Origin of the sequence: Acetobacter sp. DmW_125128, assembly GCF_008704325.1 — a bacterium.
Lineage (GTDB): Bacteria > Pseudomonadota > Alphaproteobacteria > Acetobacterales > Acetobacteraceae > Acetobacter > Acetobacter oryzifermentans.
Genome location: NZ_VHOP01000034.1, coordinates 1 through 14,026 on the forward strand (window position 1 = coordinate 1; position 14,026 = coordinate 14,026).

Below are 14,026 nucleotides of genomic sequence, written 5' to 3' on the forward strand. Positions count from 1 at the left end.
GACCATAACACTCAGGCCGCCCAATATGCCGAGGCAGGGCTCTCCGCTCCGCACATCGTCGGAACAGCTCTAAGCGCATTGGGCATTAATTTTTCGGAACAGATGGCCTGATTTGATATGGCACGACGTCGTGTTGACCAGCTCCTTGTAGACAGGGGGCTGGTTGAAAGCCGCACCAAAGCACAAGCTCTGATTATGGCTGGGCTTGTGTTTTCTGGTGAAAAACGCGTAGCCAAAGCCGGAGATCAGATTCCTGAAGATGCACCGTTGCAAGTGCGTGGGCAGGAACATCCTTGGGTGTCTCGTGGCGGCTGCAAGTTGGCTCATGCCATTGAGCATTTTAGCCTTTCTCCAGAAGGGCGTATCTGCTTGGATGTTGGTGCTTCAACCGGCGGGTTTACAGACGTACTTCTTACCCACGATGCCAAGCATGTTTACGCAGTTGATGTTGGCCACGGACAACTTGCATGGAAATTGCGGTCTGACCCACGCGTAACTGTGCTGGAAAAATGCAACGCCCGGTACCTGGATAAGACAACCATACCGGAAGCCCCTTCCGTAGTTGTGTGTGATGCAAGTTTTATCGGCCTGCGCACGGTGCTCCCTGCCGCGCTGGCTCTTACCACGGAAAACGCTTGGGCTGTTGCGTTAATCAAACCTCAGTTTGAAGCCGGGCGTGATCAAATAGGTGCCAAAGGCGTTGTGCGCGATCCTGCCGTGCATGATGCCGTTTGCGAAACCATTTTTTCTTGGTGGAGTAGTCTTCCCGGCTGGAAAGTGCTGGGGATTGAACCCAGCCCTATTACCGGACCAGAAGGAAATAGAGAGTTTCTTATTGCGGCTCAGCGCGTCTAGCTAAGACGGCTGATTATAACACTAAATTAAATTTTCAGGTTTCCCTGCCTTTTTTGCATGGCAGCACATCAATTTTTTTGCCACATTTCTTTGTGATCCTTCTACACGTTATCACTAGGAATAAGGGCAAGCATCTTATGCGCAAAATTGCAGGTCTGTTTGGCGTCGCCTGCCTTGCATTTACAAGCGGTCACGCATTGGCGGCTCCAGTTTTTCATTCTGCATCCCACACTTCTGCCCCTACCCAAAATATGCAGGCGACTGAAGTTGGTAATACGCTTTTGCGTGGATACGAACAGGATGGGTTAATCCTGCATGATGATATAAGTGCAGGTACACTTTCAATTCAGGCAGATCCTGCAACACTACAAGCGCATGATTCTAATACGAATAATCGCTATCGGTTAGCCATGAAAGATGTTCTTTCTGCTGCTGCAACATACGCGTATCTATATTTTGGACAGAACCCCGATGCGCGGGAAGTTACCGTCTCTGCTAATATTCAGACCGATGGTTTTACCCCTGCCAGCGCAAACTCAGCAGACACGGCAGAACCTGCCATGACTTTGGAAATTACCCGACCAGCCTTTCCTATTTCTTCGGATACCAAACCCGATTCATATTCCGCACAAACCATTGGCATGATTCTGGATGGCATAGACGCTTCAAAAATTACCATTGCCCCATGGCTGCGTTCCGCCCTGAAGGAAAGCAACTAACGTGTAAAGGCTGCTGCCTACAACAGATACGAATGCGCATATATAAAAGAGGCTGGTATCTATCAGCCTCTTTTTTTGTTATATCCACTTTCCCTTCCTTTTTTGTAGCAGCATATCCGTAATGTCTTCGCGCACTTATACTTCCACATCAGCTAACGCTAACAGTTCAGCCCTTACCGATCTGAACGCGGAAGAACGTTCACGCATTCTGGCCAAGGCTGCGCTTTTTAGCCCCCCATCCGCCACTTTATCCGATGGACGAAGAGATTTGGTTGGGCTTTCACGCGATGAACTCACGGATATTCTGATAGAAATTGGCGAAAAACCCTTCCGCACCAAGCAACTCTGGCACTGGATTTATCATCAGGGTGTGACAGATTTTTCGCGGATGAGCACAATTGCCAAGCCTCTTCAGCAGAAATTGGCTGAACGATTTATTATTGGGCGCCCAGAAGCTGCAACGGTTCAAACATCATCGGATAACACACGTAAATTTCTGTTCCGTTTTCGCGATGGGCAGGAAGCTGAAACCGTTTACATTCCTGATCGGCGTGAAGATCGGGGCGCTGTGTGCATTTCATCGCAAGTGGGATGCACTCTTTCCTGCACTTTTTGCCATACAGGCACGCAAAAGCTGGCGCGTAACCTCGGCGCGGCAGAAATTGTCAGCCAGTTCATGGCTGCACGGGATTCCTACGGAGAATGGCCCAGCCCGAAAGGCGAAACCCCGCGCCTTCTCTCTACTATCGTGCTGATGGGCATGGGAGAGCCGCTCTATAATTATGAGAATGTTGCTAAAGCCATGAAAATTATTATGGATGGCGAAGGTATTGGGCTCTCCCGCCGGCGTATCACACTTTCTACGTCCGGCGTTGTGCCTCTGATGGATCGGTGTGGTGATGAACTGGGGATCAATCTGGCGGTCTCCCTACACGCAGTCCGGAATGACCTGCGTGATGAAATTGTGCCGCTCAATAGGAAATATCCAATTGAGGAAGTGCTGGCAGCTTGCAGGCGCTACCCCGCAGCCAGTAATGCCCGCCGCATTACATTCGAATATATTATGCTGCGCGGCGTGAATGACAGCGAAGCCGATGCACGTGAGTTGGTACGCCTGATTTCCGGCATTCCCGCAAAAGTCAACCTCATCCCCTTCAATCCGTGGCCCGGCAGCGCTTACAAACCTTCCACGCGTGAACAGCAGAACCGATTTGCAGAAATTGTTATGAATGCAGGATTTGCATCCCCAATTCGCACGCCTCGTGGTCGGGATATTCTGGCTGCCTGTGGGCAATTAAAAACGGCAAGTGAACGTGCACGCGCAGGTTCGACACCTGTTTTAGAGTAATTTTTCCACACAAACAGCCCTTCGTGGGTGAATGCACTCTGGTTACGCGCCTCCTGCAGTGATAGGAGGAAAGCCATAGTTACAGATTTATATATCAGGAGATCTGCCTCATGGGCCCGACTTCCGCCCGGAAAGACGTCAAAAAGGTTGTGCTGGCTTACTCCGGTGGCTTGGATACATCTGTTATCCTCCGCTGGCTCCAGAAGACCTATGGTTGCGAGGTTGTTACCTTTACGGCTGATCTGGGCCAGGGGGAAGAACTGGAGCCTGCCCGCAAAAAAGCGGAAATGTTTGGCGTAAAGGAAATCTTCGTTGAAGATTTACGCGAGACATTTGTGAAAGACTTTGTTTTTCCCATGTTCCGGGCCAACACCCTGTATGAAGGCCAGTATCTTCTGGGCACATCCATTGCGCGCCCTTTGATTGCTCAGCGCCAGATTGAAATTGCAGAAGCCGTTGGTGCAGATGCCGTGGCACATGGCGCAACGGGCAAAGGCAACGATCAGGTTCGCTTTGAGCTGGCATATTACGCCCTTAAGCCAGACATCACAGTTATTGCCCCTTGGCGGGAATGGGATCTGACATCCCGCACACGTCTGCTGGCCTTTGCTGAAGAAAATCAGATTCCGATTGCCAAAGACAAGCGTGGTGAAGCCCCCTTCTCTGTAGATGCCAACCTGCTGCATTCTTCTTCCGAAGGAAAAGTTCTGGAAGACCCTGCCGTTGCTCCAGAAGAAATTGTGTTCCAGCGCACAATCTCTCCAGAAGCCGCGCCGGATAAGCCCACAGAAATCACCATGGATTTTGTAAGCGGTGACCCCGTTGCCATTAACGGCGTGGCTATGTCTCCAGCCACATTGCTGACACGTCTGAACGAGTTGGGTAAAGAAAACGGTATTGGCCGTTTGGATATGGTGGAAAACCGCTTTGTTGGCATGAAATCCCGCGGGATTTATGAAACACCCGGCGGCACCATCCTGCTTGCTGCGCATCGTAGCATGGAATCCATCACGCTGGATCGCGAAGCCATGCATCTTAAAGATAGCCTGATGCCGCGCTACGCTTCCATTCTGTATAATGGCCTCTGGTTCTCTCCAGAACGGCGGATGCTGCAAGCTCTTATCGATGCCTCCCAGCATTCTGTTACGGGGCGTGTTCGTCTCAAACTTTACAAAGGCAATGTTATCTGCGTTGGGCGTGAAAGCCCCAACAGCCTGTATGATGCGCGCGTTGTAACGTTTGAAGATGATGAAGGCGCATATAACCAGCAGGATGCTCAAGGCTTTATTAAGCTAAATGCACTGCGCCTGCGCCTTGGTGCGCAGATCGGGCGTAAAGGTGGCGCCCTGTAAGGCACCCCTTTCCACCATCCATCAGAAGGTGTTGAAGAAAATCATGATCCGTCGCTTTTCTCTTATCCCCTGCATGCTTGCGGCCAGCTTGGCCGTATCTCTTACGGCCTGTGGTTCTCACAAGGAAGAACAGGAACTTACGCCTGCTCAGCAGATGGAAAAGCTGCGCTCTGCACCTGGCGTAACCGTTCTGAAAGATGGCTTGGCTTATAAAGTGCTGGAATCTGGCCCCAAGGATGGTGAACAACCACGCCCGGGTGATGGCATGATGCTTATTTATGAAGGGCGTCTGCCAGACGGCTCCATCTTTGACAGCTCAGACCAGCATGGTAGCGGTGCCTATATGCAGATGCCTCTTGCTGGCCTGATCCAGGGCTGGATGGAAGCTCTGCCCTTGATGCATGTGGGTGATACATGGATGTTGTATGTTCCGCCAGAACTTGGGTATGGGCATAAATCCATGGGCATTATTCCTTCAGATAGCCCGCTAATTTTCCGCATCCAGCTTTTGGGTGTGGAACATGCACACAATTCGCCCTGATATAAACCCTTATGATAATGCGGGTTCTTGGTTTCAAGAACCCGCTTGGGTTTTTGCCCATGTTTTCTTCACGCTTTGCGTATCGTCTTTTATGTGGCGGCATGTTGCTTTTGGTAGCGGCTTGTTCTCCTAAAAGCGGCTCCAGCCTTTACGGTACCAATTGTGGTATTTGCCATCATGGTGGCGATGGTATGCCCGGCGCTGTTCCGCCTCTTGTCAACCGCATTGACCATATTGCCAGCACCCCAGAAGGGCGCAGATATCTGGCCGATGTGCTTATGAATGGTGTAAGCGGGCCTATTAAGGCTCATGGGGCGGCTTATAGCGCAGAAATGCCCCCTTTCCGCTACCTTAAAGATGAAGAAGTTGCCGCTATTCTGACTTGGCTTTCTCAGCGCGGAAACCTAAAACCTGCCCCAACAATAAGCGCGGCAGACATTGCAACCGCACGGGCTGATCGGAAATCGGCCGGTAAAGTTGCAGACGAGCGGGAAGAACTGGATCGCATACATCCAATCCCATAATCTGTCCCTATAACATGCGGTGATACTTTTCTTATGCAGCGTATTTTTTCTGGTATTCAGCCTTCTGGTGTTCCCCAACTTGGTAATTATCTGGGGGCAATTCGAAACTGGGTTCATTTACAGGCAAACTATGAGTGCATTTTCTGCCTTGTAGATATGCACGCCATTACTGTGTGGCAGGACCCAGAAAAACTACGCGAACATACCTTAACACAAGCCGCTATCCTGCTTGCTGCGGGCATTGATGCTGATAAGCATATTCTCTTCAACCAGTCTGCTGTTTCTGCCCATGCGCGACTGGCATGGATTTTTAATTGTGTTGCACGGATCGGCTGGCTGAACCGTATGACGCAATTTAAGGATAAAGCCGGAAAAGACCGCGAAAATCATTCGGCCGGTCTATATGTTTACCCCAACCTTATGGCTGCCGATATTTTAGCCTATAAAGCCACGCATGTTCCTGTAGGTGAAGACCAGAAGCAGCATCTGGAACTCACCAATGATATCGCCCAAAAATTCAACCATGATTACAAGGTAGAGTTTTTTCCGCAGGTAGCACCTCTTATTCCACCTACAGCCGCGCGCATCATGAGCTTGCGTGATGGCACCAAAAAGATGTCCAAATCCGACCCTTCTGCACAAAGCCGGATTGAATTAACGGACGATGCCGATGCGATTGCCTTAAAAATTCGCCGTGCAAAAACAGACTCAGCCCCCCTACCCGAAGATATTTCTGACCTTGCAGATCGCCCGGAAGCAAAAAATCTGGTTTCCATTTATGCTGCCTTGGCAGATATTCCTACCGAGCAGGTACTAAAAGAGCATGCAGGCCAAGGTTTTGGACCATTTAAAGCCGTGCTGACAGAAATTGTTGTCAACGCTATTGCTCCTATCGGGCAAGAAACTACACGGCTTTTGCAAGATAAAAGCTATTTGCTGAATACTCTGCACTCTGGTGCACAACGCGCGCAAAGCATTGCGGAGCCTATTGTTTCTGAAGCTGAAAAACTTGTTGGTTTTCTCAAATAAACGCAATCTGAGACTATGTTTTGCGTGCGGATGTTCGGGCATTTTCAATAATGCCCGGCGCCGCCAAAGCTACCAGAATAATTGCGACTATAAATAAAATATATTTTTTGCAATGCATGTAGCCTACAGCCCCTAAAATACCTCCTACAATAAAACAAAATACAATTTGCGCATGTAACCATAAGCGTTTTTTAATAACATCCAAATATTCATCATCAACATGATGGTAAAAAGATTCAAGCCAATCTGATATTTCTATCCCAAGGTCTGTCAACATTCCGGTAACATGGGTGGTACGTACAACAGACCCCGAAATGCGCGTGACTGTGGCATTTTGTAGCCCCATGACAAAACTTAAAACCAACGTAGCGCCCCCATCTGGCACTCCCGCCTGTGCAAACCAAGCAGATTTTATACCTAAAGTTACAAGGATAGCTGCCTCTAAAACCAAACTGAAAGCATATACAGCGCCCCATCCTTTCCGACGCCCCATATTAACTAAAACGGTGCAGACAATGGCGCCCAGAACAAAACTTGCAATTAAAGCAAAACATAAAAAGGCAGATCTAACATCCAAGGCATTGATTTTTAGAGCCAGACTAGACGCATTGCCTGTCATATTGGCGCAGTAATATCCAAACTGCAGAAAGCCAAGCACATTTACAGTTCCTGCCACCACAGCAAGAGAGCTGCCGAGTTGCCGGTTCATCTGAAAACTGCGCTGACTTTTTTCTCGCAAAAGCATGACTAAGAATTTCTCTGCTTTAATGATGCAAAGCAATGCCATTGCCCTGTTTTTTTTACACTTTTTATATGAGAAGCCCCTTGCCAAATGTCTTGGAGGCAGATATTAAGCTCCCATAAACCGGGTGCGTAGCTCAGCGGTAGAGCATCGCCTTCACACGGCGGGGGTCACAGGTTCAATCCCTGTCGCACCCACCACGGTTTTTCCTAGTTTCCTGCGGGTTTTGGGCGAATTATGGAACATTAATGTGTTCTATTTAGTCCCATTTTGTCCCACTTAGAATCGGTAAATCGTTGCCAAAGTTGTGCAAAACTGGTGCATAATTCGCATCCTTGCACCCATCCCCAATCCGCATGAGATTCACGAGGTGATAAGCTGCTATCCTCTTCCTAATGTCTGAGCCCTCCCCTCGATCTCACGAGGAAAGTCGTTTCTGGGAACGCTCATCAGAAACTAACACCAGCAAAACTGAGAGCTGCGACTAGACAGCAGCAGGTAATGCAGAGGGATATAGACGCCAAACCTCAGTCGCATGGCATATCCTATCGTAGGTTCAGCTTGGCCGTAATCAGAATGAGGAGTTCCATTTCGATCTGAACATGGCCTTTCAAGGGTTGGAATGGAATTTGCATACGATGACATGATTTTTACGGCAGAATGTAGCATCTCAACCGTTCATAATAAAAAAGCCCTCCAAGGTTGGAGGGCTTTCCTAATATAATTTAAATTACGAAACCGTTAGAAATTGAATCTATTTTCAATTTAGCAAGAATCAAACGGCTGTTGTCGCAACTTCTGGTTCAGGGTTAAGCCGATACCCCCCTCCCTCTGTTACCAGCAAGGATGCATGAGCTGGATCTGGCTCGATCTTCTGGCGAAGGCGGTAAATATGCGTTTCCAGCGTATGTGTTGTTACCGCTGCATTATATCCCCACACCTCATTCAGCAAAACCTGCCGAGGCACTGGGCGCGTTCCTGCACGATAAAGAAACTTGAGAATAGCCGTTTCTTTTTCCGTCAAACGAATGCGACGGTTTTTAGCCGGTTCCTGCAACAGTTTAGCAGAAGGGCGGAACGTATATGGACCAATGGAAAACACTGCATCTTCACTGTTTTCAAACAGTCTGAGCTGCGCCCGCAATCTGGCCAGAAGTTCTGCAATACGGAAAGGCTTGGCAACGTAATCATTAGCTCCAGCATCAAGCCCTTTTACAATATCAGATTCATCATCTGATCCTGTGAGCATGATAACGGGCATACGCAAGCCATCCTTGCGCAGTTCTGCACAAAAATCGCGCCCATCTCCATCTGGTAGCGTTACGTCCAGCAGAATGGCATCACATCGCGCATCTGGTTCCTTCAGCTTCTGGCGGGCTTCGGCCAATGTTGCCGCCTCCAGAACCTGAAATTCCCCATCCAACTGCAACTGCTCTGCCAGTGTTCTGCGAATGACCTGATCGTCATCTACAACCAAAATTGGGCGCGCACCCGTCATGGAACATCGTCTCCTTATGTCAGCCCTCTGGCTCGGCTGCCTTGGCCTGCTTCCTGCACGATCACAAAACGAATCGTATCGAAACCACTTTCTGGCATGATACGTCAACCTCACGCGAAAGCCATAAAGCAGGGGTAAGATTGTTTATGATGATACACGTCTGGCCAACAGTAAACAGCAATATGGATGCACAACTGCATTGCAGACACAAAAGCATGAGCGCCATTATCGGCAAGAATGGCGTAACGCACCATAAGCACGAAGGGGATCTGGCAACACCACTGGGAACCTTTCCCCTACGGCAAGTATTTTATCGGGCTGACCGGATTATAAAACCACAAGCAGCGCTGCCTGTTATCCCTTTAAACCCACAGGATGGATGGTGTGATGATCCATCATCATCCTGCTATAACCAGCACATCCAGCTACCCTCTTCTTTCCGCCATGAAATACTGTGGCGTGAAGATGCTGTATATGATCTGATTGTTGTGATTGGTTATAACGATTGCCCCGCAGAACCCGGCAAAGGTTCTGCCATTTTTATGCATCTGCAACGCCCCAACAAAACACCAACTGAAGGATGCGTTGCCCTAACAGAAGCAGACCTACGCTTTGTGCTGGCTGCAGGGGCTACAGAAATAACCATTCACCAGCCACGTTAAGCCGCATTGCCAGAAGCAGGCTTGGCTATTTGTTCCGGTGCAACCAACCCTATTGCCACGTATCCTGGTGTTAAAGTTGGTTGTGGCTCATCCTCTGCCGATACAATCGTGATGGCCGCATCTTTCTGAAGCACCAGAAACAACAGGAAATGGCTGCTTTCACTCAGCAGATAATCCTGATTAGCTTCGGTAACTTCTATCGCAACAAAATGCCAGCCTTGGCTCACCAGCGCTTCCAACACGGTAAAATTCCACGCAGGCTGCCCCAAAACCTTTCCGCGCGCTTCCCGGCTAAACCCGCGGTACTGATCCAGCCGCGCAATGCCGGGGCTGACCTGATAAACTCTCTGCCGCCCAAAATGGGGAGCCAGATGTGCACAGACCAGCCCATTGTAAATGGCATCTGGCGTGGCTGAAATAAGATAATCAGCCGGGCGCTCCTCCAAATTTTCTGTGCCTTCTTCCGATAAAACTTCAGCACATAAAACAGGCACACCAGCAAGCTCGGCTGGGCGTAAATCACCCAAAGAACTATCCACCAGCAACACAGGTGTGCCTACGGCGTGCACTGCCACAGCCAACTGTGTGGACCAATCATTGGCCCCCACAATGGCCAGCGCTGGTTGATTGGAAAGCGTAAGATGCAACCGGCGACCTAGCGGAATAAGGGAAAAACCATGCAAAATCATGGTGGAGGCAATAACGGCAAAAACAGCCGGCATAACCTGAGAAGCCCCAGGGTAACCTGCATCCTGCAATCGTATCCCGGCGGCACCTGCAACTGCCGCCGCCACAATCCCACGCGGTGCAATCCACCCCATAAATAACCGTTCGGCCCGGCTTAGACTGGAACCTATGGTAGCCAACCAAATACCCAAAGGCCTGACCACAAACAGCACTGCTAGCGTTAAAGCCCCAATAGACCATGACAAACCAGCAAGCTCACTTCGTGTCAGATCGGCTGTAAGCATAATGAACAGGATGGAGACAATGAGCACCACCAGCGCTTCTTTCATCCGCTGGATTTCCGCCATACCGGGAATACGCAGATTAACCAAAGCCATGCCGAACACGGTAGAGGCAATTAGCCCAGCCCCATCCATGGTTAAAGTGCCGATAACGTAGAGAATCAGCGCAAGACTAAGCAGTATCGGCATTTTCAGAAGATCGGGCATTAAATCCCGTATGCACAGCCACCGGACAAACCATGCCGCACCAATGCCAAGCGCAATCATCAATGTAGCGCTCATCAGCATATGCGGGATGATAGATACAAAAAATGTGCCAGACCCCTCACCCGGCTGCATAAGCAACACTTCCAGCACTAACGTGGCCAGAATGGCACCTACGGGGTCATTCAAAATAGCTTCCCACCGCAGAAAGGCTGCAATGCGCGGTTTCAGCTTGGCATGGCGTAACAGGGGCAAAACAACCGTTGGGCCGGTAACCACAATAATGGCGCCAAACAAAAAGGCTGGGCCCCAGCCCATACGCCCAACATAATGGGCGGCAATGCTGCCTAAAATTAAATTGATCGGCAATGCCACCAGCGTAAGGCGCAAAACGCCCTCACCGGCTTCTTTTAACTGACGAAAATCTAATGCAAGGCCGCCTTCAAACACGATAAGCGCCACCGCCAAAGAAACCATTTGGTGGAAAGCGCTACCTGCAACCTCTGAGGGATGCATGATCTGCAACCCCGGCCCCAAAAGCAGCCCCAGAGAAAAAAGCAGAACAATGGCAGGTAACCTGAACCGCCAAGCCGCCCATTGTGCCAGCATACCGCCGCCCAGCACGAGAAAAACAAAAAGAATTACGCTTTCAGTCATGCTAGGCCATTTATCTTATTGGTCTGTAGAACCTGATGTGTCAGGCATCAGTATTATGCGTAAGACCAATAAGATGAACAGTTAAAAATGTTTTCCTATTCTATACCTGCCTCAGCTTCTGGCGCGGCACGTTCCATTACGGCGGCAAAAAAGCCATCTGTTCCATCCCGCAGAGGGCTTAAACTGATGGAGCTTTCCTGACGCAAGGCCTGCGGCATTTCTGGGCTACCTGAAGGAACAAGCCTGAAATCAGGATGGCGTGCCAAAAATGCTGTAACCTGGTCCATATTTTCTGCGCGTAGCAAAGAACAGGTTGCATACACCATGCGCCCTCCGGCCCGAACAAGTGCTGCCGCCCGGTCCATAATGGCAGCCTGCTTTTCCAACAACTCTGTCAGATCCTGTTCAGTAGTGCGGAAACGTGCATCTGGATTCCGGCGCCATGTGCCCGTTCCGCTACATGGTGCATCCACCAATACCCGATCGAATGATCCAGCCCGACGTTTGGCCCATTTATCTCCCGGCACAAGCAAGTGCCGTTCAACATTATGCACGCCTGCACGCCGCAAGCGTTTAACTGCACCTTCTAACCGAGGCGCAGAAACATCGCATGCAACAATATGGCCTTTGTTTTCCATCATCATGGCCATAGCAAGCGTTTTACCGCCCGCACCTGCGCAATAATCCAACACACGCATCTGGGGTTCAACGCCACTTATGGCAGCAACAAGCTGGCTGCCTTCATCCTGAATTTCCACCAGCCCATCACGGAATGCCACACTTGTTGTAACTGGCAAACGTGCAGGTAAACGCAGCCCCCACGGAGAAAGCGGTGTAGGTTCAGCATGCAGGCCTTCACATGCCAGACTACGTTGTGCCTCCTTACGGGGGCCGCGCAGAATATTCACCCGTAAATCCAGAGGCGCTGGGGTGGACATAGCTGCAAGCTCTTCTTCCAGCTTATCGCCAAACGTTGCTTCCAGATGGGGCAACAGCCAATCCGGCAGTTCCAGCCGAACAGCACGAGGCATTTCCGGGTTATCCAGAGTTTTGCCCGCAAGCGGCGTAAGGGTTGAAAGTTCCCCACGCGTCAACGCCCCTGCGGCAAAGCGCCCCTGCTCAAACATTTCCTCTACCTCTGCAAGAGAGAAACCATCGAACAACAGACGCGCTCCGGCCCGGAGCCGAGCAGACGCCACCTCCCCTTTTTGCTCCAACCACCAACCAAGCCGACGCCACGCCCGCATAACATCCCATACAAGGCCGGATATGGCTCTGCGGTCTCCACCGCCCATATAGCGCCGCTCTCTAAAAAAGCTGTTGGCGACAGCATCGGCGGGTTTGCGCGGGGCGGCTTCCATTGCTGCAAGCAGATCAATAGCGGCCGCAAGCCTGGCTGAAGGTGTCATATGTGGTTATCAATCCCGACGGTAATTAGGAGCTTCACGCGTGATGGAAACATCATGCACATGGCTTTCACGCAGGCCCGCACCGGTAATACGGCGGAACTGAGCACCTTCTTGCAGCTCCTTCAGCACGCGGGAACCTGTATAGCCCATACCGGCTTTAAGGCCGCCCACCAGCTGATGAATAACCGCAGCCATGCTGCCTTTGTAAGGCACGCGGCCTTCAATGCCTTCTGGCACCAGCTTAAGCGCATCTTTGACTTCCTGCTGGAAATACCGATCAGCCGAGCCACGCGCCATGGCGCCAAGACTGCCCATGCCACGGTAGGATTTGTAAGAACGCCCCTGATAAAGGAACACCTCGCCCGGCGCTTCTTCCGTGCCAGCAAGCAATGACCCCACCATGACCACATCAGCACCAGCACCAATGGCCTTTACGATATCGCCCGATGTACGAATGCCGCCATCTGCAATGCAGGGAATACCTTTTTCCTTACAAGCCAGAGAGGTTTCAAGCACGGCAGAGAACTGAGGTACACCTACGCCAGCCACAATACGTGTGGTGCAGATGGAACCCGGGCCGATACCGATTTTCACGCAGTCTGCACCAGCTTCAATCAGGGCATGTGCAGCTTCTGGCGTGGCAACGTTACCAGCCACGATCTGCACATTGGCATCAAAGGCTTTCAGGCGTTCAACCGCCCCCAAAACACCGGCAGAATGGCCATGCGCTGTATCTACCACCAACACATCCACGCCTGCTTCAATCAGCATCTTGGCGCGGCTAAAGCCGTCTTCACCCACTCCGGTTGCAGCCGCACAGCGCAGGCGGCCCAAGCTATCCTTGATAGCCAGCGGATGGGCTACAGCCTTATCCATGTCTTTAACAGTGATGATACCTACGCAACGGTCTGCATCATCAACCACCAGCAGTTTTTCAATCCGGTGTTTGTGCAGCAACTGACGGGCCGTATCTGCATCCACACCATTTTTAACCGTGATCAGCCGATCTTTGGTCATCAACTCAGAAACGGGCTGGTTGGGATCTACTGCAAAGCGGGCATCACGGTTGGTAAGAATACCCACCAGCTTCTGCGTGCCGGGTTCCACCACAGGAAGGCCACTAATGCCGTGGCGGTGCATGATATCACGCACTTCGGCCAATGTCTGATCCGGGCCAACGGTTACCGGGTTCACTACCATGCCAGATTCAAAGCGCTTAACGCGACGAACCTGCTCGGCCTGTTCTTCTGGTTGCAGGTTTTTATGGATCACGCCAAGGCCGCCTTGCTGGGCCATGGCAATAGCCATCTGGTCTTCCGTAACCGTATCCATCGCGGCGGAAACCAGCGGAATATTCAGTTCAATAGAGCGTGTGAGATGCGTGCGAACGGTTGTCTGGCTGGGCACAACGTCAGATGCAGCCGGCACAACCAGCACATCGTCAAACGCCAGAGCTTCCGTAACACGGCTATAGGGAGAAGAGGTCATGCTGCGGGCACCCTTGCTGAAATACAAAAA

13 protein-coding genes and 1 tRNA gene are annotated in these 14,026 nt (G+C 50.8%); 9 read left to right on the forward strand and 5 right to left on the reverse strand.

The features are described 5' to 3' along the window. The first annotated feature begins 117 nt into the window (after positions 1 to 117). From FKW19_RS10285 to trpS, 7 genes are all read left to right on the forward strand, one after another. Complete coding sequence (locus FKW19_RS10285) at positions 118 to 855, forward strand: TlyA family RNA methyltransferase (protein WP_063354169.1); 738 nt, start codon at positions 118 to 120, stop codon at positions 853 to 855. Positions 856 to 992: 137 nt separating this feature from the next. After that, a complete protein-coding gene (locus FKW19_RS10290) occupies positions 993 to 1,574 on the forward strand; it encodes a hypothetical protein (RefSeq protein ID WP_089179134.1) in 582 nt (193 codons plus the stop codon). Between the two features lie 121 nt (positions 1,575 to 1,695). After that, on the forward strand, positions 1,696 to 2,922 hold the full coding sequence (gene rlmN / locus FKW19_RS10295; protein ID WP_089179135.1) for a 23S rRNA (adenine(2503)-C(2))-methyltransferase RlmN: 1,227 nt from the start codon (positions 1,696 to 1,698) through the stop codon (positions 2,920 to 2,922). Positions 2,923 to 3,032: 110 nt separating this feature from the next. Further along, positions 3,033 to 4,274 carry an argininosuccinate synthase gene (locus FKW19_RS10300; protein WP_089179136.1) on the forward strand — a complete coding sequence of 414 codons (1,242 nt, stop codon included), beginning with the start codon at positions 3,033 to 3,035 and terminating at the stop codon, positions 4,272 to 4,274. A gap of 43 nt (positions 4,275 to 4,317) precedes the next feature. Continuing rightward, positions 4,318 to 4,815, forward strand: coding sequence for an FKBP-type peptidyl-prolyl cis-trans isomerase (locus FKW19_RS10305; RefSeq protein ID WP_012813070.1), 498 nt, complete (start codon positions 4,318 to 4,320; stop codon positions 4,813 to 4,815). Between the two features lie 59 nt (positions 4,816 to 4,874). Then, positions 4,875 to 5,339 carry a cytochrome c gene (locus tag FKW19_RS10310; protein WP_193561045.1) on the forward strand — a complete coding sequence of 155 codons (465 nt, stop codon included), beginning with the start codon at positions 4,875 to 4,877 and terminating at the stop codon, positions 5,337 to 5,339. A gap of 33 nt (positions 5,340 to 5,372) precedes the next feature. Beyond that, on the forward strand, positions 5,373 to 6,368 hold the full coding sequence (trpS, locus tag FKW19_RS10315; protein WP_089179138.1) for a tryptophan--tRNA ligase: 996 nt from the start codon (positions 5,373 to 5,375) through the stop codon (positions 6,366 to 6,368). 13 nt (positions 6,369 to 6,381) lie between these two features. Here the strand turns inward: trpS and FKW19_RS10320 are convergent, their stop codons facing one another. Beyond that, entirely contained in the window at positions 6,382 to 7,113 is a 732-nt protein-coding gene (locus FKW19_RS10320; RefSeq protein ID WP_035350995.1) for a YoaK family protein, read from the reverse strand. 122 nt (positions 7,114 to 7,235) lie between these two features. Between FKW19_RS10320 and FKW19_RS10325 the strand changes: the two genes are divergently transcribed. Then, positions 7,236 to 7,310: transfer RNA gene (locus FKW19_RS10325), tRNA-Val, on the forward strand. Positions 7,311 to 7,885: 575 nt separating this feature from the next. Here the strand turns inward: FKW19_RS10325 and FKW19_RS10330 are convergent. Next, on the reverse strand, positions 7,886 to 8,608 hold the full coding sequence (locus FKW19_RS10330) for a response regulator transcription factor (RefSeq protein ID WP_003623877.1): 723 nt from the start codon (positions 8,606 to 8,608) through the stop codon (positions 7,886 to 7,888). Positions 8,609 to 8,754: 146 nt separating this feature from the next. Between FKW19_RS10330 and FKW19_RS10335 the strand changes: the two genes are divergently transcribed. Beyond that, positions 8,755 to 9,270: a L,D-transpeptidase gene (locus tag FKW19_RS10335; RefSeq protein WP_193561043.1), complete on the forward strand. Its 516-nt coding sequence runs from the start codon at positions 8,755 to 8,757 to the stop codon at positions 9,268 to 9,270. Here FKW19_RS10335 and FKW19_RS10340 read toward each other — a convergent pair. The 3 genes from FKW19_RS10340 to guaB form a co-directional block, all read right to left on the reverse strand. Beyond that, complete coding sequence (locus tag FKW19_RS10340; RefSeq protein ID WP_006117215.1) at positions 9,267 to 11,099, reverse strand: sodium:proton antiporter; 1,833 nt, start codon at positions 11,097 to 11,099, stop codon at positions 9,267 to 9,269. The two genes, FKW19_RS10335 and FKW19_RS10340, sit on opposite strands and share 4 nt — an antisense overlap. 95 nt (positions 11,100 to 11,194) lie before the next feature. Next, positions 11,195 to 12,508, reverse strand: coding sequence for an RsmB/NOP family class I SAM-dependent RNA methyltransferase (locus tag FKW19_RS10345; RefSeq protein ID WP_089179139.1), 1,314 nt, complete (start codon positions 12,506 to 12,508; stop codon positions 11,195 to 11,197). A 9-nt stretch (positions 12,509 to 12,517) separates the two neighbouring features. Further along, positions 12,518 to 13,996, reverse strand: a complete 1,479-nt coding sequence (gene guaB, locus FKW19_RS10350; protein WP_035350963.1) for an IMP dehydrogenase — start codon at positions 13,994 to 13,996, stop codon at positions 12,518 to 12,520. Positions 13,997 to 14,026: the final 30 nt, after the last annotated feature.